The organism is Halobacteroides halobius DSM 5150, assembly GCF_000328625.1.
GTDB classification, from domain to species: domain Bacteria; phylum Bacillota; class Halanaerobiia; order Halobacteroidales; family Halobacteroidaceae; genus Halobacteroides; species Halobacteroides halobius.
This window is the reverse complement of the sequence record NC_019978.1, coordinates 363414-389266: the sequence shown is the minus strand read 5'-3', so window position 1 is coordinate 389266 and position 25853 is coordinate 363414. Positions and strand designations below refer to the sequence as shown.

22 protein-coding genes, 8 tRNA genes and 1 pseudogene are annotated in these 25853 nt (G+C 32.8%); 9 read left to right on the top strand and 22 right to left on the bottom strand.

The window, feature by feature from the left end; all coding sequences use genetic code 11:
• Positions 1–69: 69 nt before the first annotated feature.
• The 9 genes from mgtE to HALHA_RS01860 form a co-directional block, all read right to left on the bottom strand.
• Entirely contained in the window at positions 70–1410 is a 1341-nt protein-coding gene (gene mgtE / locus HALHA_RS01900) for a magnesium transporter (RefSeq protein WP_015326101.1), read from the bottom strand.
• Positions 1411–1430: 20 nt separating this feature from the next.
• Positions 1431–2192 (bottom strand): histidinol-phosphatase HisJ family protein, encoded by a 762-nt coding sequence (locus HALHA_RS01895; protein WP_015326100.1) that lies wholly within the window; start codon positions 2190–2192, stop codon positions 1431–1433.
• Positions 2193–2354: 162 nt separating this feature from the next.
• Positions 2355–2753, bottom strand: a complete 399-nt coding sequence (locus HALHA_RS01890; protein WP_015326099.1) for a secondary thiamine-phosphate synthase enzyme YjbQ — start codon at positions 2751–2753, stop codon at positions 2355–2357.
• Positions 2754–2969: 216 nt separating this feature from the next.
• Positions 2970–4790 carry an NADH-dependent [FeFe] hydrogenase, group A6 gene (locus HALHA_RS01885; protein WP_015326098.1) on the bottom strand — a complete coding sequence of 607 codons (1821 nt, stop codon included), beginning with the start codon at positions 4788–4790 and terminating at the stop codon, positions 2970–2972.
• A 21-nt stretch (positions 4791–4811) separates the two neighbouring features.
• Positions 4812–6614 carry an NADH-ubiquinone oxidoreductase-F iron-sulfur binding region domain-containing protein gene (locus tag HALHA_RS01880; protein ID WP_015326097.1) on the bottom strand — a complete coding sequence of 601 codons (1803 nt, stop codon included), beginning with the start codon at positions 6612–6614 and terminating at the stop codon, positions 4812–4814.
• Positions 6615–6625: 11 nt separating this feature from the next.
• Complete coding sequence (locus HALHA_RS01875; protein ID WP_015326096.1) at positions 6626–7099, bottom strand: NADH-quinone oxidoreductase subunit NuoE family protein; 474 nt, start codon at positions 7097–7099, stop codon at positions 6626–6628.
• 85 nt (positions 7100–7184) lie between these two features.
• A complete protein-coding gene (gene uvsE, locus HALHA_RS01870) occupies positions 7185–8102 on the bottom strand; it encodes a UV DNA damage repair endonuclease UvsE (RefSeq protein WP_015326095.1) in 918 nt (305 codons plus the stop codon).
• Between the two features lie 59 nt (positions 8103–8161).
• Complete coding sequence (locus HALHA_RS01865) at positions 8162–8560, bottom strand: Fur family transcriptional regulator (RefSeq protein WP_015326094.1); 399 nt, start codon at positions 8558–8560, stop codon at positions 8162–8164.
• Positions 8561–8662: 102 nt separating this feature from the next.
• A complete protein-coding gene (locus HALHA_RS01860) occupies positions 8663–9853 on the bottom strand; it encodes an IS701 family transposase (protein WP_015326093.1) in 1191 nt (396 codons plus the stop codon).
• 241 nt (positions 9854–10094) lie between these two features.
• Here HALHA_RS01860 and HALHA_RS01855 point away from each other — a divergent pair, with 241 nt between their 5' ends.
• The 8 genes from HALHA_RS01855 (at position 10095) to HALHA_RS01820 (ending at position 11823) form a co-directional block, all read left to right on the top strand.
• On the top strand, positions 10095–11045 hold the full coding sequence (locus HALHA_RS01855) for an L-lactate dehydrogenase (protein ID WP_015326092.1): 951 nt from the start codon (positions 10095–10097) through the stop codon (positions 11043–11045).
• 154 nt (positions 11046–11199) lie between these two features.
• A tRNA-Pro gene (locus HALHA_RS01850) sits at positions 11200–11276 on the top strand.
• A gap of 6 nt (positions 11277–11282) precedes the next feature.
• A tRNA-Arg gene (locus HALHA_RS01845) sits at positions 11283–11359 on the top strand.
• Positions 11360–11373: 14 nt separating this feature from the next.
• A tRNA-Lys gene (locus tag HALHA_RS01840) sits at positions 11374–11449 on the top strand.
• Positions 11450–11453: 4 nt separating this feature from the next.
• Positions 11454–11529 (top strand) — tRNA-Glu (locus HALHA_RS01835).
• A gap of 35 nt (positions 11530–11564) precedes the next feature.
• Positions 11565–11641: transfer RNA gene (locus HALHA_RS01830), tRNA-Asp, on the top strand.
• A 4-nt stretch (positions 11642–11645) separates the two neighbouring features.
• Positions 11646–11721: transfer RNA gene (locus tag HALHA_RS01825), tRNA-Thr, on the top strand.
• 15 nt (positions 11722–11736) lie between these two features.
• A tRNA-Tyr gene (locus HALHA_RS01820) sits at positions 11737–11823 on the top strand.
• Between the two features lie 88 nt (positions 11824–11911).
• On the opposite strand, the gene HALHA_RS01815 is transcribed toward HALHA_RS01820, so the two are convergent.
• From HALHA_RS01815 to HALHA_RS01785, 7 genes are all read right to left on the bottom strand, one after another.
• Positions 11912–12229, bottom strand: a complete 318-nt coding sequence (locus HALHA_RS01815; RefSeq protein WP_015326091.1) for a thioredoxin family protein — start codon at positions 12227–12229, stop codon at positions 11912–11914.
• A 31-nt stretch (positions 12230–12260) separates the two neighbouring features.
• Positions 12261–13124: a D-amino-acid transaminase gene (gene dat, locus HALHA_RS01810; RefSeq protein ID WP_015326090.1), complete on the bottom strand. Its 864-nt coding sequence runs from the start codon at positions 13122–13124 to the stop codon at positions 12261–12263.
• 10 nt (positions 13125–13134) lie between these two features.
• Positions 13135–13599 carry a tRNA (uridine(34)/cytosine(34)/5-carboxymethylaminomethyluridine(34)-2'-O)-methyltransferase TrmL gene (trmL, locus tag HALHA_RS01805; protein WP_156801196.1) on the bottom strand — a complete coding sequence of 155 codons (465 nt, stop codon included), beginning with the start codon at positions 13597–13599 and terminating at the stop codon, positions 13135–13137.
• Positions 13600–14058 (bottom strand): 2-thiouracil desulfurase family protein, encoded by a 459-nt coding sequence (locus tag HALHA_RS01800; RefSeq protein ID WP_015326088.1) that lies wholly within the window; start codon positions 14056–14058, stop codon positions 13600–13602.
• 12 nt (positions 14059–14070) lie between these two features.
• Positions 14071–14421 carry a hypothetical protein gene (locus tag HALHA_RS01795; protein WP_015326087.1) on the bottom strand — a complete coding sequence of 117 codons (351 nt, stop codon included), beginning with the start codon at positions 14419–14421 and terminating at the stop codon, positions 14071–14073.
• Positions 14422–14508: 87 nt separating this feature from the next.
• Positions 14509–15444 carry a DUF362 domain-containing protein gene (locus HALHA_RS01790; protein ID WP_015326086.1) on the bottom strand — a complete coding sequence of 312 codons (936 nt, stop codon included), beginning with the start codon at positions 15442–15444 and terminating at the stop codon, positions 14509–14511.
• A 142-nt stretch (positions 15445–15586) separates the two neighbouring features.
• Entirely contained in the window at positions 15587–16081 is a 495-nt protein-coding gene (locus HALHA_RS01785; protein WP_015326085.1) for a superoxide dismutase family protein, read from the bottom strand.
• Between the two features lie 176 nt (positions 16082–16257).
• On the opposite strand from HALHA_RS01785, the gene HALHA_RS01780 reads away from it, so the two are divergent.
• Positions 16258–16334, top strand: a tRNA-Ile gene (locus HALHA_RS01780).
• Between the two features lie 67 nt (positions 16335–16401).
• On the opposite strand, the gene HALHA_RS01775 is transcribed toward HALHA_RS01780, so the two are convergent.
• From HALHA_RS01775 to ltrA, 6 genes and pseudogenes are all read right to left on the bottom strand, one after another.
• Complete coding sequence (locus HALHA_RS01775; protein WP_015326084.1) at positions 16402–17661, bottom strand: deoxyguanosinetriphosphate triphosphohydrolase family protein; 1260 nt, start codon at positions 17659–17661, stop codon at positions 16402–16404.
• A gap of 69 nt (positions 17662–17730) precedes the next feature.
• Complete coding sequence (locus HALHA_RS01770) at positions 17731–19227, bottom strand: Na+/H+ antiporter NhaC family protein (RefSeq protein ID WP_015326083.1); 1497 nt, start codon at positions 19225–19227, stop codon at positions 17731–17733.
• Between the two features lie 37 nt (positions 19228–19264).
• Positions 19265–20023 carry a gamma-glutamyl-gamma-aminobutyrate hydrolase family protein gene (locus tag HALHA_RS01765; RefSeq protein WP_015326082.1) on the bottom strand — a complete coding sequence of 253 codons (759 nt, stop codon included), beginning with the start codon at positions 20021–20023 and terminating at the stop codon, positions 19265–19267.
• Between the two features lie 143 nt (positions 20024–20166).
• The gene (locus HALHA_RS01760; protein WP_015326081.1) at positions 20167–21561 is read right to left on the bottom strand and encodes an ISLre2 family transposase; all 1395 of its coding nucleotides are present in this window, start codon (positions 21559–21561) and stop codon (positions 20167–20169) included.
• A gap of 454 nt (positions 21562–22015) precedes the next feature.
• Positions 22016–23203, bottom strand: a pseudogene (locus HALHA_RS01755) (RNA-guided endonuclease InsQ/TnpB family protein); the annotation flags it as partial.
• 96 nt (positions 23204–23299) lie between these two features.
• Entirely contained in the window at positions 23300–25141 is a 1842-nt protein-coding gene (gene ltrA, locus HALHA_RS01750) for a group II intron reverse transcriptase/maturase (RefSeq protein WP_015326080.1), read from the bottom strand.
• Positions 25142–25853: the final 712 nt, after the last annotated feature.

Here is a 25853-nt window from a genome sequence, read left to right as displayed (position 1 = left end):
ACAAAATTCCAAGTTAAGATTATAACATATTATCTTTATTGTCAATTATGATTCCAGAAAGAATTTGTTCTAACTTATAAAACCTAACATCATCTTAGCTAATCCTAGAAAAATAAAGAAACCAAAAACATCAGTAGCAGTAGTCACAAAGATAGCCGAAGCTAAAGCAGGGTCTACTCCTATCAACTCTAAAAATAAAGGTATTAAAAATCCAGCTAAACCTGCTATAAGCAAATTACCAATCATTGCTAAAAAGATAATTAAACCTAAATAAGGATTACCATACTGAAAATAAAGAATAATTCCTGTCAACAAACCTGTAACCGCTCCATTAATTAAACCTAGCCCTATCTCTTTAAAAACAAACCGCCAGTTTTCTCTTAAATCAATCTCTCCTAATGCAATTCCTCTAATTACAACAGATAAAGTCTGAGTCCCTGCATTACCACCCATCCCTGCTACGATAGGCATAGCTGCTGCTAAAGCAACTACTTGAGCAATTATATCTTCAAATAATCCAACAGTAAAAGAGGCTAAAAAAGCCGTTGCTAAATTAATGATTAACCAGGGTAATCTCTTCTTAATAGAATTTTTTAAAGAGCTATGTACACTTTCCTCTTCACTTACACCAACCATTCTAAACATATCCTCAGTATTTTCTGTCTCAATAACATCAATAATATCATCAACTGTAATTATTCCTAACAATTGGTCTTTACGATTAACTACAGGAATTGCAGTTAAATCATACTTAGCTACCAACAACGAGATTTCTTCTTGGTCATCATTTGGTAGTACAGAAACAACATTATAGTCAGTCACATCCCGTAATAAACTTTTTTCATCTGCTGCCAAAATATTACGCAAATCAGCAATCCCAACTAACTTATTATCATTTAGAACATAAATAGTATCAATTACTTCTGTTGTGATACCGATAGTCTTTATCTTATTAAGCACCTGAGCAATAGTTAATCCTTCATTAAGAGCAATATATTCTGTAGTCATCAATCCGCCAGCACTTTCTGTATCATAACCTAATAAATTACTAACAGGGCCTGACTTATTATTTTTCATTCTATTTAATAATTCCTTTCGCTCTTTAAAAGGAAGATTGCCCATTATATCTGTTAGATTATCAGTTGACATCTGAGAAAATAATTTAGTTTCATCTTCTAACTCGATTAATCTTAAAAGCCTAACCTGGGTTTTTTCTTCAGCTTGCTCAAGAATAATAGCCATATTTTCATAATTAGTTAACTCATAAAATTGAAGTAACTCTTTATCACTCAATTCAGATAAAACTTCTGCGATATCAATCGAATGAAATTCTTCAAGCCAAGCATTAAATTTTTTAGTCTCTTTAGTAGTTAGATTTTTTACTAACTTTTGGTATAATTTGCCTGTCACAGTTAATCCTCCTTAGCGTCTTATAACTGAATCATCTTTCTTTTCTTATTCTTAAAAGTAGCAATCTTAGTATAACCGATATCTGCTAGCAATTTCTTAACCATAGCAAAGTTTTCTCCTACTCTCCCTGCACAATGGGCATCAGAACCTAAGGTTACTTTAACTTCTAAATCATAAGCTTGTTCCAATATTTCTCGACTGGGATACATTTCACTAACTGGCTTATTAAATCCATTAGTATTAATCTCAATTACTACATCTTCTTGAGCAATTATTTCTAAAACAGGAGTAACAATCTTTAGTATATCAGCTTCCGGTTTGTACCCAAATACCTTAATTAAATCTAAGTGACCTAAAATTTGAAATAAACCTGATTTAGCAGCCTGTTTAACATAAGAAAAATACTCTTTATATAATTCAATTACATCCCAATTTTGATATTCATCTTGATAATCAGGATGATCAAACATCCAATCATCAAGATAATGAATAGATCCAATAGCATAATCTAGATTAAATTGATCTAAAAAATTATTAATTTGCTCTTCTTCTCCTGGTGTAAAATCCATTTCTAATCCCTTTCTTACCTTTAGCTGAGGAAACTCTTGGGCTACTTCCCCAATTAAATCAAAATTAAATTCCTTATAATAACGATTATGATCAGTAAATCCTATCTCTGCTATATTATTTTTTACTGCCTGCTCCAAAAACTCTCTAATTTCTTGGGCTGTCCCGGCTCGGTCTTGATGGCCTAACAAATGAGTATGATAATCTACTAACATCTTCTCACTCCTTCTTATTTCAATTGACAATTTACAGTTAAATTCAAATAATAATTAATAAAGAATAAATTATAAATTTTTTAATCCTTATTAACCATTAATTTCAAAGCTGGTACTCTATTAAATCATTTATCCGTTATCTATTATTTTATTCTTTAACTATCAACTACCCACTAATTTAACTTGTACTTTTCTAGTTCTTGGCCCGTCAAATTCTGCTAAATAAATCCCTTGCCAAGTACCTAATTCTAATTTGCCATTTTCAATAATAATTTGTTCTGAACTACCAACTAAACTAGCCTTTAAATGAGCTGCTGAATTTCCTTCTAAGTGTTTATAGTTATCATTCCAAGGGATTAAATTCTCTAACTTAGTTAGTATATCTCCTTTAACAGTTGGGTCTGCATTCTCATTAATTGTTACTGCTGCTGTTGTATGAGGAATAAAAACAACACATATTCCCTCATTGACTTGCGTTTGGTCGATAACCTCTTGAATTTGTAGCGTTATATCAACTAATTGAGAATGTTGATTAGTCTGAACTGTAAAAGAATTAATCATTTTATCACCTCTTTACCTTTAGATAGTAATTCTAACTTCAATAAGTAATCCCTGCACTAGAATATTAACTTTTTATAATTAACACTAATGAAACAACTAGTGCTACTACTAATAGTGATATAGCTAAGTACATTTTTGCCCCTCCTAAAAACTTTATGGTTAAGGCTAGAGTGAATTTTAGCTCTCACCCTAACCCAATTGATTTTTTAAACTATACTATGTTTGTTCCCCTTCTCTACAGTCTGGAATAGCTTCTTCATTACATTCCTTCACTCCATACAACCTATCTCTAGTATATTTTTTACGATTAACATATTTAGTGTGTAATAGATCTTGAGATTTATCCCCATGAGGTTTACCTAAAAATTCATCATATAGTTTCTTAACATAAGGATTAGTATGAGCTGTCCTATGCTCTTTTTGTTGGTCAGCTTTAAACAGTCCCTCAGCTCGTTTAACATAATGCTCTCCCATCTTAGTCCATCTATCATATCCGGAATAAACTGGTTGACCACCTCCACCAACGCAACCTCCGTTAGGACAAGCCATTACTTCTATAAAGTCATAGTCTTTTTCTCCTGACTGAATTTGATCTAGTAACTTTCTGGCATTACCTGTTCCTCTAACAACTGCTGCCCTAATTTCTCTTCCATCACCTAAATCAACAATTCCTTCCTTAAGTTCTTTTCCTCTTACTTGTTCAAGCTCTACATCCTCTAGTTCTTCTCCAGTCATCTTTTCATAGACTGTCCGTAAAGTAGCTTCACAAACACCTCCAGTTGAACCAAAAATAACCCCTGCTCCAGAAGCATAACCCATTGGATGATCATACTCTTCTTCTGGCAAGGTCTTTAGATCCAATCCAGCTTCTTTAATCAATTCTCCCAATTCTCTAGTGGTTAAATTTACATCTACATCTCGATCTTGACCACTATCATTCATTTCTGGTCGAGATGCTTCATATTTTTTAGCTACACAAGGCATTACTGAAACAGAAAAAATATTTTCTGGATCTATACCTGCTTGTTCTGCATAATAGGTCTTAACTAAAGAACCAAAGACTTGTTGAGGAGACTTACATGATGATAAATTATCTAAAAAGTCAGAATAAAAGTTCTCACAAAATTTTACCCACCCTGGACAGCAAGAAGTAAATTGTGGTAGATCCTTTCCACTTTCCAATCGTTCCATTAACTCATGTCCTTCTTCCATAACTACTACATCTGCCCCAAAACAATCATCAAATACTTTATCAAACCCTAATCTTTTTAAAGCAGCTACTAATTGACCTGTTACTAGACTTCCTACATCCATATCAAATATTTCTCCAATTGTTACTCGAATAGCAGGAGCAGTTTGAATTACCACATGCTTATCAGGATCTTTTAAGGCTTCCCAAACTTGTTGTTTATCATTTTTAGTATGTAAAGCACCAGTTGGGCAAACCAAAATACACTGTCCACAAGTAATACATGGGGTATCTAATAAACTATCACTAAATGCTGGACCAGCAACAGAAGGAAAACCTCTTTCTAAAACATCATAAATATGAACTTCTTGGATATTATCACAGACTCTAATACATCTTCTACACATAATACATTTACTAGGCTCTCTAACTAAAGCAGGTGATAAATCATCTATTGGATATTCATTTTTCTCACCTTGATACGGTATTTGCCTAACACCAAACTGGTCAGCTAAAGATTGTAACTCACAATTTAAATTAGCTTCACAAGTTAAACAATCAAAGGGATGATCTGATAATAATAATTCTAAAACTGTTTTTCTAGCATCTAATACTTCTGGGGTGTTAGTTCGAACTACCATCCCTTCTTTAACCTTATATTCACAAGCTGGCTGTAAATCCTGTTCTCCTTCTATCTCTACTACACAAACCCGACACGCTGCTGGTTCATTCACTCCCTCTAAATAACAAAGGGTCGGGATATCTATATCAACTTTATTAGCAGCATCAAGTATATTTAAACCTTCTTCTACTTTAACTTCTTGGCCATCAACTGTCATCGTTATCATTGCTCAACCCTCCTTCTAAAATTAACCTTTAGAAATAGCATCTACGGGACATTCTTCTGCACATTTGCCACAGGAAATACAAATTTCTGGATCTATTACGTAGGCTTCCCCATCTTCTCCACTAATAGCATCAACGGGACAGACTTCTGCACATTTGCCACAGGAGACACAAATTTCTGGGTCTATCTCATACTTAGCTAATTCATCACAAATACCTGCAGGACAATATTTATCTTCTGTATGGGCCAAGTACTCATCCCTAAAATGCTCAAGAGTACTTAAAACTGGATTAGGAGCTGATTTACACAGACCACATAAGGCAGTATCTTTAATATCAGTAGCTAACCTTTCTAATAAATCTAAGTCATCCTTACTTCCATCACCTTCTACAATCTTATTTAAAACTTCTAACATTCTTTTAGTACCAATTCTACCAGGAGCACATTTTCCACAAGCTTCATCTTGGGTGAAATCTAAATAAAACCTAGCCACATCAACCATACAGCTAGTCTCATCTAAAATAATTAAACCACCTGATCCCATCATTGAATTTGCTTCTAATAAAGCATCATACTCTAAAGAGATATCTAAATTATCTTGGGGTATAAAACCTCCTGATGGCCCACCAGTTTGAGCTGCCTTAACTTCTTTACCTTCAGGAATTCCTCCTCCTAAATCAAAAATTACTTCACGTAAACTAGTTCCCATTGGCACCTCAATTAAACCAGTGTTGTTAATATCTCCTGCTAAAGCAAATACTTTAGTTCCTGCACTATCTTCTGTACCTATTTTGTTATACCAATCACCACCATTATGAATAATAATTGGAATATTAGCTAGTGTTTCTACATTATTAATCAATGTTGGTTGATCATACAAACCATTTTGAGCTGGATAAGGTGGTTTAGATTGCGGATCACCTCGATATCCTTCAACTGAAGTTATTAGTGCTGTTTCCTCACCACAAACAAAAGCTCCCGCTCCAATCTTAATTTCTACATCAAAATCAAATCCACTACCAAAGATATCTGCACCTAACATTCCTGCTGCTCTAGCATTCTCAATTGCACCTTGTAACCTTTCAACAGCTAAAGGATATTCAGCTCTAACATAAACAAACCCTTGGTTGGCCCCTATCGCATATGCACCTATGGTCATTCCTTCAATTACACTATACGGATCCCCTTCTAAAATACTCCGATCCATAAAAGCACCAGGATCACCTTCATCAGCATTACATATAATATATTTAGGAGTTTCTTCACTTTTAGCAGTTAATTCCCATTTAACACCTGTAGGAAAACCTCCCCCGCCACGACCACGTAATTTAGATTCCTTTACTTCCTGAATTACTTCTTCTGGAGTCATCTGATTTAACACTTTATCTAAAGATTTATACCCATCATTAGCTTTATAATCAGCTATCTCAAAAGGATCTATTTGTCCACAGTTTCTTAAGGCAATTCGTTGTTGATATTCATAAAAGTCAATATCTTTATATTCAGGAACCTTTTCTTCAGTCTTTGGGTTTACATATAATAAATCATCTATTATACGTCCTTTAATTAAATGTTCTTTTACAATCTGCTCTGCATCTTCTGATTTTACCTGACAATAAAAAATTCCATCTTTAGATTCTTCTGAATAAACCACAACAATTGGCCCTTGATCACAGAATCCAAAACATCCTGTTTCTACTACTCTAGTCTTATCATCGAGGCCATTTTCTTGTAATTTTTCTAATAACTCACGATAAATCTCTGGTCCCTCTGAAGAATCACAACTTGTTCCTGCACAAACTAATATCTTATTCTTAGCTTCCATACTCCACCACCTCATTGATATTGATCTAATATTTTAGACACTCCATCAACATCTAATCCACCATGTATATCTTCTCCAGCAACAATTACTGGTGCTCTACCACATGCTCCTATACAACGAGTACTCTCTAAACCGAATTTCCCATCCTCTGTTACTTCACCTGGCTCAATCTTTAATTCGTCAGAAAATTCATCTAAGATATCTTGACTACCTTTTACATAACAAGCTGTTCCCATACAAACTTCGATTGTATTTTCTGCTCGTGGAGTAGTAGAAAATAAAGAATAAAAACTAACAACACTATATATCTCACTTAGTGGAATTCCTACTCCTTCAGCTAGCTTAACTTGTATATCACGAGAAACATGTCCATATATATCTTGAGCTTGATTAACAATTTTAACTATATTTATTTCATCACTTTCTTTAGCTTCTTGAATTACTTCCTTTAATTTAGCTTTTTTTTCTTTTTCTTCTTGCTTCATTTGGTAGTATGCCACCTCCTAGTTATCAATATTATTTGTTTAATTTCTCATATTTATCCCCTATAAAATTAAAAAAGATGGGAGTTTAATCCCATCGGTAGTCTAATTCCTCTCTTAATTTAAATAATGCCTGGTCTTTATTCTTGCACTCTAACATAATATCAAAATCTTCATCTGTTATATTTGTAATTAAGTCAATAAATTTCTTAAAATCTTGAGCATTAATATTATCAGCATGGCTAGCATATTTATCTTCATTCTTAGGAGATGAAAAATGCATCTTCGGCTTTTCACTACCCCAAGTTGCAAATATAGCTGGGATTAGTTCTTCTAACTTTTCATCTGCGCTATGATTACAATTAAAATGATGATTATCAAAAACCATAGGAATATCTAATTCTTGAGCTATCTTTAATACCTCTCTAGCCTGATATGATTTATCATCATTTTCAATAACTAATCGTCCTTTAATATCAGTAGATAACCGACAAAAATTCTCCTTAAATCTAGTTATAGCTGCTTTTTTATCACCATAAACTCCGCCAATATGTAAAATTAATTTATGGCTTGTATCAAGTCTCATAGTTTGTAAAACTTGAGAATGATATTCTAAATCTGCAATAGCTCTATCTACTACATCATCTTTATTACTATTAAGAACAGTATACTGTCCTGGATGCATACTTACTCTTAAATTATTATTTTTAATAAACTCTCCAATCTCTAAAAATTGCTCTTTACCAGCAGTAATATAATCCCAACCCTCAGTAACTGGATGAGTAGCTAAAGGAACAATATCAGACGACAAGCGGTAGAAATTTATATCATGAGCGACATTAAACCTTAGGATTCGCAAAGTATTAGCTAAGTTTTCAAATAATAAAGAATTTAATTTTGTAATTTGGCCCTCTGAATTTAATTTTTTTAGATAACCTACAGTTGTTCTACGGTTAGGTTTACAATCTTTTAGGCTACAATTTAAACAAGCATATCCTAGTTCCATATAATCTTCCTTTCTTTTTAAAATTAATAATAAAAACCTCCCTGTTGGGAGGTCTTTATCTATTCCTTACATTTACTACAATACCCAAAAAACTCAGTTCGATGATATTTAACTTCTCCCTCTACTAAATCAGCAACCTGTTGATTCATCTCTTGGACTACTTCTAACTCTACATCAATTACCTCATCACATTTTAAACAAGTAAAGTGATAATGATTCTTTGGGTTTCCATCAAATCGACTATAATCACTACCATAATTTAATTCTTGAATCTTCCCCATTTCTTGCAACACATTTAAATTTCTGTAAATAGTTCCTAAACTAACATTAGGTATTTCTTTTTTTACCTGTTCATAAACCCAATCTGCTGTTGGATGACAAGTAGTTCCTTGCAAGACTTTTAAAATTTTCTTTCTTTGTTTAGTCATTCTACGTTGTTTTTTAGTCAATTTCCCCATCCCTTTTTAATAATTATTATTAAATTTAAGTCTTATTTATAGTATAACCTATAAATGAGCAAAAACCGTTCCAATTTATGGAAGCAACTTGATATAGTTTTTCTATGCAACATTTAATAACTCTAAAGTGGTATTTAATGGTATGCCAGTTTGAGCACATTCATAAATCCATTCTATATATTCTCTTTTACTGTGCTTTCTGGCTTCTAGAACACCTCTGCCAAATTTCATTGGTTTATCTAAACCAATGGTACAAAATAAATAAACTAAATTTTGTAATACCCAGATTCTATCTATGGCTTTGATAGATCTGACTTGATATTTATCAAGACCTAATATCCTTTTAGATTGTCTAAAATATACTTCAATAGACCAGCGTTTAGAATAGTATTCTAAAATAGTTTTTTCATCTAAAGAAACATTAGTGCAGAGGAATGCTCTTAAAGCCTTAGAATTCTTAAAAGCATCTACAGGCCAAGATAAAATTACAACCGCATTTTCTATATTATTCAGGTTTCCCTCATAACGGTGAACCCAATATTCAGAGCCGTTCACGGTCACAAGGTGAACATCACTCTTTTGAATATATTTTGCATAATCAGATATACCGATTCTAATACCTTTAGGGTAAATAATGCGGTTTCTTTTAAGAGCTCCAATGCAATGATAACCCTTTTTAGCATAAGCATTAATTATTTTAGGACAATTATACCATGAATCAAATAATGCATAAGCATTTGTAGGTGGGGTAGGCATAGATTCTGCAATATCACAAACAGTATCAATTTTACTTTGCCTTTCTCTATCATAGCGTTGAAGGTCATAAACTAAATTATGCTCACCAGATTGAATCATAGTAGTTAATAATTGATGTCCTAACACAGTTCTTCCAGTTAAATGAGAGTAGCAAAAATCAGTTTTCTCAATTGGTGACTTTGCCTGTGACGAAGGCTTAGTCTTTTCAGAAACAGTGTCATCATGAAGAATAAAGATTGGTTCATCATTATTCTTTGCATAATCAAATGAAAACTCTAAACTTTGGTTTTTAATAATTTCTTTAATGAATTCTTCATTCCAGTTTCCTTTAGATAAGAAATGACCAATTGTAGTTCTATGATTTTCACTATACTCTGCAATATCAGTTGTTTTAGATGAAAACCCTTTAGAAATTCCTGCTAGAATGAATTCTTTTATATGCTTTAAAGCTGGTTTAGAATAATAAAGATTAAAATTATTTTCGTCAAAAAACTTGTCAATTAGCTTATTATCAGGTAGAATAAAGTTATTAGACATTTCCAACATCCTTTCTGGTGAGAGTTTGGTATGGTAACTTTATTCTACACCAAAATGTTGGGAATGTCTTGTTTTATTTTTTGACTTGGAATAATATGGGTTCAAATTTGCTCATTTATAGGTATAACAATAATTAATGATGGTTTCAATCTGATATAGATAATAATTATCATTACTAATAAAATTAAATTAATAATTAAACCTCTCTTTAGTCAATAATATATCTTAGGAGGAATGATAAATGCAACCAAAAAAAGAATTTGACAAAATAGCTATTATTGGAGCTGGTGGTGTAGGAGCTACTACAGCTTACGCTTTAATGATTGAAGGGATCGCTTCAGAAATAGCATTAATTGATATTGATGCCGAAAAAGCAGAAGGAGAGGCTATGGATATTACCCATGGAGCATCCTTTGTTCAACCAGTTGAAATTTATGCAGGAGATTATTCCGATTGTAAAAAAGCTGACATTATTATTATTACTGCCGGTGCTAAGCAAAAACCTGGTGAAAACAGATTAGACTTAGTTAAAAAAAATACAGAAATTTTTAAAGAGATTATTCCATCTATCATTGAATATAACAAAGAAGCTATCTTATTAGTAGTAACTAATCCCGTTGATATTTTAACCTATGTAACTCTTAAACTAGCTAATTTCCCTCAAAACAGAGTTATTGGATCCGGAACAGTATTAGATAGTTCACGCTTTAGGACTTTAATTGGTGAAAATTGTAATGTAGCAGCTAATAATGTTCACGGCTATATTATCGGTGAGCATGGAGATAGTGAAGTTCCGGTTTGGAGCTTAACCAACATTGCTGGAACTCAAATAGAAAATTATTGTCCAATTTGTACGAAAGAATGTAATTACAATAAAGAAAAAATAGCTGATAAAGTTAAAAATGCTGCTTATAAAATTATAGAAAAGAAAGGGGCAACCTATTATGCCATTGCTCTAGCTATAGCTAGAATTACTCGTAGTATTTTAAGAAATGAAAATTCTATTCTAACAGTTTCTAGTCTATTAGAAGATAAATATGAGGTTAACGACGTTTGTCTTAGTCTGCCAACTATAGTTAATGGCTCCGGAATAAAACGAGTCCTTAGACTACCTTTAAATAAAAAGGAAAAGCAGGCCTTCCAAAAATCAGCTATTAAATTACAAAACACAATAAAAAAATTAAATCTATAAAAATTTATTGACAAAAAGAAAAACTAATGTTATATTAATAGACGTCGCAGCAAAATAAGCGACAAAAAACAAGGGAAATTATTTTAATATTTTTCCTTGACATTTAGCAATAGTTTAAATATAATAGTAAACGTTGCAAATAAAGAAAATACATCGGAGCATGGCTCAGCTTGGCAGAGCACCTGGTTTGGGACCAGGGGGTCGCAGGTTCAAATCCTGCTGCTCCGACCATTATATGCGCCCGTAGCTCAACTGGATAGAGTTACAGACTTCGAATCTGGAGGTTGGAGGTTCGACTCCTCCCGGGCGCGCCAATAATTATTACCAAGGGCCATTAGCTCAGCTGGAAGAGCACCAGACTTTTAATCTGGGTGTCGGAGGTTCGAGTCCTCCATGGCTCACCATTAGGCCCCCATCGTCTAGTGGCCTAGGATACCAGGTTTTCATCCTGGCGGCAGGGGTTCGAATCCCCTTGGGGGTACCACTATTTAACAATAAAAATAGAATTATTTAAAACATGGGGATGTGGTGTAGCTGGTTAACACGCCGGCCTGTCACGCCGGAGATCGCGAGTTCGAATCTCGTCGTCCCCGCCATAATGCTGACGTAGCTCAATTGGCAGAGCAGCTGACTTGTAATCAGCAGGTTACCGGTTCAACTCCGGTCGTCAGCTCCACTAATTCAATAATGCGGAGGGGTTCCCGAGTCTGGTCAAAGGGAGCAGACTGTAAATCTGCCGGCGATGCCTTCAGAGGTTCGAATCCTCTCCCCTCCACCATTTTAGTTCTGGCTATTAGCCAGAACTTTTAATTTATTTAGATTAACATATTTATAATAAAAATAGAACAGATAACTAGTTATCTGTTCTATAAAAATGAACTCAATTGATAATATAAATCATTACTCTCTCGTACCCCAAAACCAGTATAGACTACTTTTCCTTCTTTAAAAAGTTTAAAAACTGGTACACTAGTGATTTTATACTTCTCTCTAATTTCTGGTACTTCTGAAATCAAACATTCATAGACTTGTAATTTAGACAATTGATCAATAATCTCTCTTAAATTTCTCTTTGCTAACTGGCAATACCCACAATCTTGACTAGAAAATATCATTAATACAACTTCATGTTCTCTAATAATTTCTGGAAAATTATCATCACTAACTTGAGGGAACCCTTTCATTATTCTACTCCCTTCTTTTTTAATCTGCTGTTTAATTCTTCTTAAATTTTGCTATATATTCCTTATAATCCTTATGTAATTTAGTTGTTACCCTTCCTATTTGTCCGCCATTAATCTCTTTATCATCTACTTTAGTAACCCCTAATACTTCTTTAGTTGTACTAGTAATAAATACTTCCTCTGCCTGATATAGATCACACGCAGTAAATGGCTTCTCTTTTACTTTAAATCTATTTCTAGCTAACTTTAATACTACTTGTCTTGTAATACCACCTAAAATATTTTCATTAGCAGGATGGGTTAAAATCATTCCATTTTTAACGATAAAAATATTACTACTAGTGCCCTCAGTTACTTTATTATCGTCAACAAAAACTGCCTCATAAACCCCTGCTTTTTTAGCCTGTTGTTTCCCTAAAATATTAGGTAATAAATTAATAGTTTTTATATTACAGTAGCCCCATCTTTTATCTGGAATAGTAATCACACTAACTCCTTTTTCTCTTAATTGGTTAGAAATTGATTTAGCAGGAAGTAAATATGCAATTAGAGTGGTCTCTATTCCATCATGATAACTATGGCTTCTAGGAGCTTCGCCTCTAGTTACTTGAAGATACAAACTACCTGACTTACTTCTTGGATTAGTTCGATTACAGGATAATACTTCTTGACATAATTCTTTTAACTCATTTACAGTATAATCTAAATTTAGATTAATGCTTGTAGCACTAGTTAATAACCTCTCCAAATGCTCTTCTAATTTAAACAATCTCCCTTGGTATAATTTGATTACTTCATAAATTCCATCACCAAATTGAAAACCACGGTCTTCAATTGAGATCTTTGCCTGACGCAACTCCATAAACTCTCCATTAACATAAGCTAAATTCTCCATTCTCAACCTCCTAAATTAGTTCTGGAAAATCAACCTGTCGCAAAGCTTCATATAAAACGATACTTACTGAATTAGATAAATTAAGCGATCTAATATTATCCCTCATTGGTATTCTAATACACTGTTGAGGATATTCCTCTAAAATATAATCTGGCAACCCTGCTGTTTCTTTCCCGAAGACTAAAAAGTCATCAACTTGATAACTAACTTCTGTATGATGATTATCAGCAAAATTAGTAGAGAAATAAAAATTATGCTCTGGATATTTTTCAAATAATTCTTTAAGACTATCATAATAATGAATATCTAATTTATCCCAATAATCTAGCCCAGCTCTCCTAACAGCTTTCTCGTCAGTTGAAAAACCTAACGGTCTAATCAAATGTAAACTAGCTCCAGTACAAGCACAAGTCCGGGCTATATTTCCAGTATTTGGAGGAATTTCTGGTTGATATAATACAATATTCACTATCAATCACTCCTCTAGTTTATTTAATTCTTCTTCATTAATTATTTTAATTCCTTCTTGGGCCAATAAAGCAGCTGTAATACCTTGTCCTTTCTTCTTCTCACCTACAAAACTACCATCATAAATTTTTTGACTACCACAAGAGGGACTCCTAGCTTTTAAAATAGCTAATTTACAATCATTTTGCTTAGCTATCTTTAGTGTTTTCTGGGCTCCTTTAATAAATTCTTGTGTAATATCTGCTCCTAATTTATTAACTACCTTAGCTTGACCTCTTAATACATCTTCTCCTCTGCCACCTTTAATTTCAGCTGGAGGCCTAGGAATAGCTAACCCTCCTAGCTTCTCTGGACAAACAGGAATTATTTCTTCTTGTTTAAATAACTTCTGTAATTTAGGGTTATTATTATTGCCACCATTATACTTACAATTTTGACCTAATAAACATGCACTCACTAAAATCATATCAGTTCTCCTTTATTCCAAAGTACTAATCCATTCTTTTGCTGACTCTAAAGTGGTAAATTGTTTAAGTAATGCATATTTTTTATATCTCCGCCTCCACAAGCGAAATTTAAAGCTAGAAACTGGGTCATTCAATATCAAGGCAATTCTTTTTAAGTCCAACTTTGTTAAACTCTGAATAAAAATATCAAAATTACTCTCTGCCAAGTTCACCTGCTTAAGATTTAATAATAAACCATCAATTCTTGACTGCTCAGTTAGTATCTCTACTACCTTGTTACATAAATTCTGAGCTTCTCGTTCATCTATTATATTATTCCCTTTAATTATTATAAATTCCTTTTTTATCTTTAAATCATACACACTATCCCCTCCTTCATACTATATTATTCATATTAAACGGAAGTGTGCATTAGAAAAGAGCAGTATCAAAAACTGCTCCTTAAACTCTTATTTTGTTCTACTTCTTAAATGTAATGGCTTTAATTTCTTTTTATCTACTACTATCTGATAATCATAAGCAGCTTTACTAAATTTCTTTTCAGCTTGATTAAGTGGCATCCCCAGCAAATTCATATTATTTAATTCTCCTTCTCCAACTTGCTCTCTAATTAAAGTATGCAAATACTGAATTGCTTGCTGTCTAAATCCTAATAACCTAGCCCCTACCACATCAGTTGCTACTGGGTCAGTCCCTGTTACTACTAAATCTGCATTAACTGGCTTCCCATTTGATGGCCCAGTACCTACCATACCTTGATCTCCACTTAAAATAGTTAAATCAATGGGAATCAGTTTACCCATTTCTGTAATGAATTGATGTAAATACTCATGAATTCCTAGACCAGCCTTAGGAAAACCATGAATTTCTGCTGGGGGCCAAGAGAGAGCTATATTCTTAATTCCTAAAGAAACAGTTGCTTCTTCATGATGTTTAATTTGAGTATATGAAATCATAAAGTCAGTCTCAGTTAATAATTGATTAAGCTTTATTTTCTTTATAATAGGATGATCAATTTCAAACTCTTTATAGGGCCCATAATTTAAATCAATGAATTCAACTCCTTCTTCCTTAATAATTTTTTGGTATCCAGTCTGTTGAAATACTTTTGTAGTCTCTGTACCTCCGGATCCTGCTGCAACTACAATCTTAGCTGGGGATAAAGCTTTAATATACTGAATTAACTGGCGTAAAGATTCTGGGCCAACTACTGTACCTGTCTCTGGAGCATTATTATTTACCCAGTTAGGTATAATCGTAACTTGATCTTGATTTCCTATTGTTTGATTAATAGATAACTGATCTAGTGACCATTGGATTACCTCTCCTTCTAATCCTTCCCCTACTACTACATTTGAATCCTTAATCCTTCTTTCTCGTAACATCTTATCCCTCCATATATTAGTGTATAATTTATGTTTTACAATCAAAACTATGATTTTTTAATCTCAACTATAAATTGTGCATTATACACTGTTAACTAATATTATATCCAAACCAGAGGAATAAATTCTGATAGAAACCACTCTAACACCACTTTATAATCCCACAAGCTAGTCTCTTACCTGCATCTCCAGCAGGTTGAGTCCTAAAATCATCTGGATTTTGATGAATAATTACTGCTCTGCCAATTATGTCCTCTGGTTGAAATTCATTAGTAAAAACCTGCATTCTAGCTACTCCATTATTAGAGAATAAATTAGGTAGATCACCTGCATGATTACCATGTGGCTCACCATGAGGATTATAATGTCCTCCAGCAGCCTGAAAAGGATCTTCTGGATCACCAACTTCACAATTACCACGCTCATGAACATGAAAACCATGCGGCCCAATAGGATCTTTACCTCCTTCTCCTGGCTGATAAGAAGGTAGCCCCGATATCCTAACTGTAACAATAGTTCCTTTAGAAACTTCTCTAAAATAAACTCTTCCCTCTATCTTAGGTGCTAGTGGTCCTCCTATGACTTTAGCACATGCTACTTTACTTAATCCTAGAAATAATCTTTTCAATAAATTCATGTTATCCCCCTTTCTACAACAATCGAATTCTAATAATATTTATATGATATTTTCTTAGCTAATGTGTTTAGCCTTAGTTTTCTTGTAAAAAAATTAATTTTTTTATTGACATCTACCCTTTTTTCATATACAATAATAAACGTCGCAGATAAGGGAACAGCACAAAACACTTACATGGACCTGTAGCTCAGTTGGCTAGAGCAATCGGCTCATAACCGATCGGTCGGGGGTTCAAATCCTCCCAGGTCCACCATACATACTTATTAAAACAGACTGCCTTAAGGCAGTCTGTTTTATTTTAATAAATTTTAACCTAATACCTATTCATAGATACCATCTAAGCTCCCCGCTCCATAAAACTTTTCGTAAGTAGATATTGCATATTTATCCATCATTCCTGCAATATAATCAATGATTAATCTCTTTCTCTTTTTAACATCTTTGGCCCTAAACTCAACTGGTAAAAAACGGCTATCTGCATTAAAATCTTGGTCACTAAATACCTTATATAGACCTCTAATTACTTTCTCCCCCAATTTTTCATACTTTTTAATTAAATCAGTACGATTAATACACTCAAAAGTTATATCTTTAAGTCCCTGGGCCAAGTTTGCTAGCTTTTTAAAGCCTAATTCATACTTATGTTCTGTCCCTGTCTTTTGCTTATGTTTTTTATTAACTTTTACTAAATCAAGATCACAAATCAATTCATTAACTAAATTAGAGGTTAACTCCTTGTTAAATAAGAAGTTATATTCTTCAGATGAATTATAAATTTCTCCTTGTTTAGCTACTTCTCTTGCTTGCTTAACAGCCTTTGTCAGCTTTTGATATGCTATACTTTCTCTGCCATACTTTATTTGAAACTCATATAAAACTTCATCAATATTAAATAATTTCATACTTAATGTATCCTCCAAATCATGAGCAGCATAAGCTATTTCATCTGCTAAATCCATAATTTGAACATCTAAAGTTCTTTGGGTGAGATCATATTTAGTTAAGATTTCTTTTAATTGATCATAATTTTGATCATAAATAAATTTTTTAGTCTGACCATCATACTTTTTAAAATACTTTACTACTCCTAATAAAGTACGATAAGTTAAATTTAACCCTTTTTCATCTGGCCTTTTTTTCTCTAAATTCATTAGCACCCTTAAATTTTGGGCATTGCCTTCAAATCCTCCAATTCCTTGGCTTAATTCATTTAAAATTTCCTCTCCATAATGCCCAAAAGGAGATATGCCAATATCATGGGCCAAAGCACAACTCTCTACAACATAGATCTCTTCTTTTTTATACCCCAATCTCTCAGCAATAGCTCTTGAAATCTGAGCAACCTCTAGACTATGAGTTAACCTATTTCTAAAAAACTTATCATCTCGAACCCCTAATAATTGCCTCTTACCTTGTAATCTTCTAAAGGATGAAGAATATAATATCCGGGCATAATCTCTTTGAAATGGATTTCTTGCTCTACGATCCATTGGCCCGTGAAATCTCTCTGCTAAAGCTTCATTATTTAGTTCTTCTTTATAATGCTTTACTTTTTCTTGTAATCTTATCTTAGATTCCATAATCTTACCTCCTTAAATTATTACAATAAAAAAAGGTACTATGCTTTATTACATAGTACCTTCTCGTAATTAAACTATAAAACCAGCTACTAAAAAGAATACTGAAGCAATTGATGCTACAGTTAGAGCATACGGAAGTTGTGTATTTACATGGTCCATATGTTCACAACCAGCTCCAATAGAAGACATTACAGTAGTATCAGAGATTGGTGAACAATGATCACCAAAAGTTCCTCCAGATAGAACTGCTGCTACTGCTAAAAATGGATTCACACCAGCTGTTAGAGCAATTGGCATTATTAAAGGCATCATAATACCCCAAGTCCCAAAAGAAGTACCTAAAGAGAAACTCATAGCCCCACAAATAAAGAACGTAGCAAACGGAAGTATCGAAGGATAAATATTACCTTTTGCTATAGCTGCTATATACTTAGCTCCTCCTAATCCCTCTGGTGCTGCTACCTGAACCATATCACCTAAAGTAACAGCTAATATAATAATTATACCACCTGTAATTGCTGATTTGGTACCATCTATTGCCTCGTCCAAAAATTCTTCAGCACTCATTAAACCACTAAATACATATTTAATAAATGCTACAATTAAACCTAAACTAAAACTAATTAGTAACATATCCCGACTTCCTAGTGGAATTGATGGTACTCCTAATTTACTAAAGAAAGGAACACTAGCTAAAGTATAGTTCCAAGAGCCTAAAATAACCAAAGAAATTACTGATGCAGCTAGAGGCCATAACATATCAGATGCATTACCATCTTTTGTATCTTTTACAGAATCAGTTTCGTTATCATTATAGTCTATCTCTCCTCGAGCATACTTTTCTTCTATCTTCTTCATTGGCCCGTAATCTTTAATTATATTATTAGCTAATAAAAATACAAAAATTATCATAAAAATATTATAGAAATTATATGGGATTGTCTTTACTAAACCTGCAATTCCATTTTCTACACTCGGCAGATTCTCCTCTACTAAGATTGTCATATACGCTACCCAACCTGAAACTGGTACTAAAACATTGATCGGAGCTGCAGTAGCATCTAAGAAAAATGATAATTTTTCACGAGAAATTTTAATTCGATCATAAATTGGCCTAAAGACTGTACCTGTTGCTAAAGAACTAAAATAAGAACTTGTAAACAATGAACAACCCATAATTCCGGTTGCAGTTTGAGCTCCTTGCTTAGTTTTTACTTTCTTAGCCAACCAATCACCAAATGCAAGAGCCCCACCTGATTTCTCTAATACAGTAATAAAAGAACCCAACATTAAAACTACTATAAAGATTTTAGGTAAACTTGTACCACTTAAGATTCCTATTCCTTGTAAACCTGCTTCCTGATTAGCAGGATGACCTACAATCACATCAAATAGATTGGGGATAGCAAATAAAATAGAGTGGCCCAATCCATTAACCATAGTATCCATAATTAATACTCCTGTTAACAACCCAGCTAATAATGATTCGATTACTCGTTTAGACCAAATAGCCAAGCCTAAAGCTACAATAGTCGGCAATAAAGATAATAAACCATAATGTTCCATATTCTCTCCTCCTCAAATTCTATAACTTTTATAAGTCTTACATTAAATCTTTGACATTATCAACAAAATAATCAAATAATTTGCTCTGCTCTGCTACTTTCTCAAACATCATTTCTGGATGCCATTGAACTGCCAATAAAAACTGTTTGCTCTTATCCTCAATAGCTTCAACAATCCCATCATTAGCTCTAGCAGTTACTTCTAGACCCTCTCCCACCTCCTTTAGTACTTGATGATGTAAACTATTAGTCTTAATCTCAGTCTTACCAAAAGCTTGGGCAATCTGAGAATTATCCTCTAATTTAACCTCATGAATCTGATACCACTTAGGAAATTTTAATCCTCTATGATGGTTTGTCTGATCATTATAAGCTGTCAAATCCTGATAAAGTGTTCCTTGGTAATATATATTAATCAATTGCATTCCTCGACAGATACCAAAGGTTGGTTTATCCTCCTTAAGCACCTTAGCTAACAGTTTTATTTCAAAACTATCTCTTTTAGGGGTAATTGCTCCACATTCCTTAATCGGTTCTTCACCATATAATTGTGGGTCAACATCAGCCCCACCACTAAATAAAAAACCATCACATCTTTGCACAATATTATCCAAATACTCTTCATCATCTATATGACTTAACATAATAGGAATACCACCTGCTTGTCTTATCCCCCGTAGATAATCCATTGTGCACATTGCCATATCTTGTCCTGTAAATCCTCGAGTCCTATCTTCTAAAGCCCCTAATTCATTACTATCAACATAATAGTTAGTTACTCCTATTAAAGGTCTCATCTACTACATCCTCTCCTTAAATTCGACATCTTTTGCTTAAGCTAACTAAAATTATAATACATTTATAATACATATTCAAGATTATCAGTAAATATGATAGCATCAATTTTTTATAGGTTAATAGTTAAAAATTATTTTCCCAATCAAACAATTGCCTTTAAAGCTCTAGTTAAACCTGTTCTTCTTCCTATATTTATGCTAGGTATATTCTTCTTAGATTGAGCAAACTTCTTTTTTAACTTACTATTTATCGTTTTAGATTCAATCTCTGTTAAAGTTTCTTCTTTTTTTATTTTTTCTTCCTTTCTCAAAAACAATTCTTTCAGTTTTTCTTTATTTCCACCATTAAACTTAAATGCTTGTAATCTAGACATTTGATCAACACCAGTCTTTGACCAAGCCATTGGTCTTGAACTTAATCTATCTGCCAATATATGGCTTATATGTCCCTCAGCACTACAACCAATTGCATCTTTATCCTGGGTATAATTCACTATTCCATCCCAATTATTGTAAATATAATGACGTGATTTTCTAATTAAACTCTTTCTTTTCTCATTTTCTTCATTAGATATCAATTCACTAAAAGCTTCTTTAACTAACTCTTGGTCTGGTTCTTCTAATCCACTCCACAGTTTTTCTTTAACTTCTTTTCTTCCATATCTACTAGCTCTCCTAAAATACTTAATTAAATGATATCTATCTAATATGTATTTAGACTTAGGAAGCCACTTTAAGCCGCTTTTAATCCATGGTGCTCCATCCCCTAGTAAAAAGATCTTTTCCACTTTCTCTAACTTATAATTTTCATCTATATAATCCAGTACTTCTAACCACAGCTCTTCTGAATCTTTATATACTCCAGAAAAATAGTATTTATTCTTTAATTCTCTCTTATCTCCAACTTCACTTATTCCTTCATGAATATAAACTAATCTAGGCATTGATTTCTTCCCATTTTGTAAAGCTACATGATCTTCATCTGCTTCTATATACAAACAGTTTACTTCCCGTTTTTCTGTTACTTCATTTAATTCATTGTTTTCTATTTGCCCTAGCTTTCTTACCTTATTCATCACTGTTTGGTCACTTATTTCTAAATCGTCTACTGCCTCTTTACCTACCTTATTATAAGCATTTTCCGATGCTAAATCTACTAATTCAGCTTCTAACGAACTATCCATCCTTTGATATTTCTTTATTCCTAATCTTTCTTCTGCTAAATATTTATACTTATCACTGCTTTTAGAACGATAATATCTTCTTTTATACTTCACTTCCCCAAACTTAGTCATTAATTTTCTTTGTTTCTTTTTTACTATCTTCCATTCTTTTTTTCTTTTAGTACTTTCCTTTATTGTTTCATCTACTATTTCTATAACCCATTTAGAAAGCTTTCTACCTAACTCATCAAGATTACTTTTGATTAAATTTATTACTTCTGATATATCCCTTCCTGAATCTAATAGCACCTCTTTTAATATTTTTTCTAATTCAATGCTGATATTTTCCTCAAATTGTTGTATAATATTGTCCATAAGAGCCATCTCCTTTCTTTGGTTTTGTTGTGGTTAACAATACCTTATCAAAAGGAGTGGCTCTTTTCTAATTTTTTGGATAAATTCACCTATACTTTTTTTACGCTATCAGTAAATATTAAATGATAAGTAAAATTTTTATTTTTTAATTATTATCACTATCGTTGCATTTTTAAAAACTATAAATTGACTAATTCAATGAAATTAAATTAGTACTCAAAAACTTAATAATAGTTAAATTTTTCATCAGATGATAACACTTCATAAGCACTCCAACCATAATTTGCGTAAAAAACAGGATCGCTTGGAATCAAACCTTCAAAAGATGACATGGTGAACAACCTCCGAGATAAACAACGGAGGCTTCTTACTACTTCACATATACTAAGATAGCTATATGTTACTAGGTGAGTTTGAAAGATGTTTGGTGTTTAAGTTTCCTCCTAGTTAAAACCTAGGATACCCTTAATCTTTCGGGAGTGTCCACAAGTCCCATATCCCTAATCTGTTTTACCATTTTGGGAGTACCATTCTTTAAATATTTTCTCATTATATTTAAGCTACCATTTATATCAGCATTGATTATTTTATTACCAGACTTGAAAAGACCTCTAGTTATTCGTCTAGATTTATCATAGTCAGCTCTACTTAATCTTTCTTCATCTATCGCAGAACAACCAGAAGTGTAGGCTTCATTAAGAAAAATAACTTTAATACCTTCTAATTTTGCTTTATATTCTATTAAATCTTTGAACCTTTGAATTGGGATAGCTACAAAATGTTTATTTTGCTTATTATTTTGCTTAATACCTGATATATCTCCAATTACAATAGTAGATACCTTATTCTTAATTGCTAGATTAACTATCTTTCTACTAGCTTTGTGAAGATAATCAGCAACAAAATTTCTTCTTTTTAATCTAAAATTTTTAATTTGTTTGGTGTCTTTAAATTTTTTACTACCTACTTGTTTCATTCTGATTTTTTGAAGTTTAGAAATTCTTCTATTGTAATATCTGTTTTCTGATTTAATCTTCTTACCATCAATAATATAACCTTTAGGATTATCTTTAAAGGTTAAGGTAGCTAAATTATCAAGGCCTAAATCAATAGCCATTATATTGTTGCCCTGGGGTTTATCTTTAGGTTCAACTTTATAGATCACTAACAAATACCAGTCTTTAGAAAGATTATCTCGTTTTATCCTTACCTGTTGAAGATTATTTAAATTACTAATGCTTTGAACTGCTGGTGGCAATTCAAATTTAAAACTTTTTACATTATAATTTGATTTCATCTCTTTAGATAAGGATAGTAACAAGTTTCCATCTCTAACTCTGGTAGCTAAATTAGTAAAAATAATTTCACTTGGATTGCTATTTAGATATTTAAAATTGGGTGGTTTAGGTTGACCTTGGTATTTATTAGGGTTGTTATTGTAATCTTTTATAGAATTAAAGTAACTTTTCCAATCTTGGGCTAATTGTTTAAAAAGCTGTTGTCTATTATGAGAATGCAGATAGTCTGTGTGCCAGTTAGGCTTAAACTGTTTTTCTAATCGAGTATAGATAGGTTTAACTTCTTCATTGTTTTTAATTTGATAGTTTACAGTATTATATAGTTTACTTGTATGCCAACTTAACTATAGAGATAGGTAAGCCTTTGAGGTTATCTCTGGCTTTTCCCCCTCTTCACACCGTACGTGAGACTTTCACCTCATACGGCGTTCCATCATAGTTTAAGATAGTTCGATACAATCATTTCCTGCCTTAGTTCGGAATTTATTGAGCTTACTTAGGATTTCTTCATCAAAGTAACCTTTCACCTTATCATAATAACGTTTAATTGTTTCAGATTTAGTTGAGTGTATCAATTTGTGGACATTTTTTGTTACTAAACATAAATTTCTGTATGTGTCCTTACCACCCATACTGCGTGGCTTTTTGTGATGACACTCAATATTACCTATTGTCAGAGGTTTACCAGTTACAAAGCAACAACCATTCTGCCCTGAATATCTAGCAATTCGATTGTCATTATACTCAACTGACTGACCCTGTACAGGGTTTTCAACCAAATATCTTTGTACAACTGGTGATACACTTTTTAGTTTCTTGTGTATCTTTTCTCTACCTTTTGGTGTATAATCACATATGTCCTGACTAAAATTCATTGGAGGACTTGTGGTTACACCTGCTATTGGGAATATTTTGATACCTGTCACACAATAAGGTTTATAGTTATAACTTCCATAGAGTTTCTTGAAAGCTTTTGACTCAGTTCCCTTTCTATTCGGACTAAGACGATTCTCTAAGGTTCTATTGACTAAAAAGGCAATCTCTGAAAAATCAATATTCACGTGTGTAGCCATAGAGTAGTAATTGTGCATACCAAGTATCATTGAATTTAACTTAGACACTTGTTGTGGTGTTGTTTCTTGTTTTATATTATTAATCTGACGCTTGAGTTTATCAGCAAGTTTCTTTTTAACTCCATTGGCTATTCTAGATTTGCATACATATTTATTGCCTTTTTCAACAACTTTCAATTTAATACCCAAAAATTTTGTGTAACTTCTCTTAAGGTTGGTGATTTTAGTTTTCTTTTTACTCACATCAAGGTTTAATCTTTCTTTTAGCCATTGAATAGTGGCTACTTTAATCTTACTAGCAATTTCATAATCTCTACACATTATCTTGAAATCATCGGCATACCTTACAATGTATACTTCCTTAAGGTTTGACCTTTTCTTCAATGCTTGATACTTATTAGATTTTTGGTTGTATTTGAAGTCAGTCTCAAATGTCTCCCATTGATTTGATACCCACCAGTCTAATTCGTTTAATACTATATTAGACAGTAAAGGTGAGATAATTCCACCTTGTGGTGTGCCTTTATCTGGGATGCCTTCACCTTCAATTTCTGCTCTGAGCATATTACCTATTATAGAGATTAACTTTTTATCTTTTATACCCATAGACCACATTTGTTTCTTTAGTTTGGCGTGGTCAACATTATCGAAAAACCCTTTTATATCAACATCTACTACATAATGTAACTTGCTTTGGTTTATTAAACGCATTGTTCTAGCAATGGCATGTTTGGTTGACCTGTTAGGTCTGAAACCGTATGAGTGATTATGAAACTTTGCCTCACAAATAGGTTCTAAAACCTGTTTAATACATTGTTGTATTAATCTATCTTCGATTGTGGGTATTCCTAGCGGTCTTTTCCTACCGTCTGGCTTTGGAATATAAACTCTCCTTACAGATTGTGGGATGTAATACTCAAGTCTATTTCTTACATAGTCTACAAGTTTCTGTGTGGTTAGTTCTTCCAAATCCTTAATAGTCTTATTATTAGTACCTCTAGTCTTACTACCAGTATTTTTCTTGATGTTACGGTAAGCCAGTAGGATATTATCCTTTGACTTTATATGGTGCATTAGATTCTTAAAATCATAACCTTTTTTGCTATACCTATATAGCATATCTTGAATATCTTGGGTATTGTAATACTCATTATTTCTTAATTTTTGTTTCTTAGGATTCTCAACTTGTTCCTTCCTTAACGCAGTCATAAGTCGGCTAAAACCCCCTTGCAGAGACTTCACCTTTTTTAGTCTCACGAGAACCTTATGTTGTAAACGATATATCTTGTATCTTGAACTATTGACTATTGGCTATCCCTCCACTCCATGTTATCAGAGTTTCAACGGTACTATGCCAACACTATCACTAACATTAAGGTATGTTATGATTTTCATACCACTACTTCATAGGTATTAAGACCTCCATATCGTTAGCTTCCCTTGTTCCAAAAGACCTTACCTGTACATTTACCCTTAGATTTCTCCTATAAGCCTGTATGTTTTATATATACCCTATAAGTGTATAAGGACTTTCATATCAAAGAATTTTACTAATCCCACATACCTCAAACTTTGTTGATATAATCATTTCTAATTATTGATAGTTTAGACCCGTACATTCAGAGATTCGTCAGTACTTTATTCAAGTACCTTCTAATCATAGGTATTTTTATAGGCGACCGAGCTATCCTAACCTTACCTACCTCTAGGTACATTTCCTTTCAATCAGAAGATTGAATTAGGAGTTAATCTCACCCGACTTCACCGAGCTTATTACATTAAATTACTTAATTAATTTAATGCAATTCGGAGTATTATCGACAGCCCTTCAAGGCGTTACCCTCTCATTTGACTGTTTAGGTCTTTTAGTTCTAATTATCCTCCGATAACTAGACTAAACTTTTAATTTAACAACAAGTCG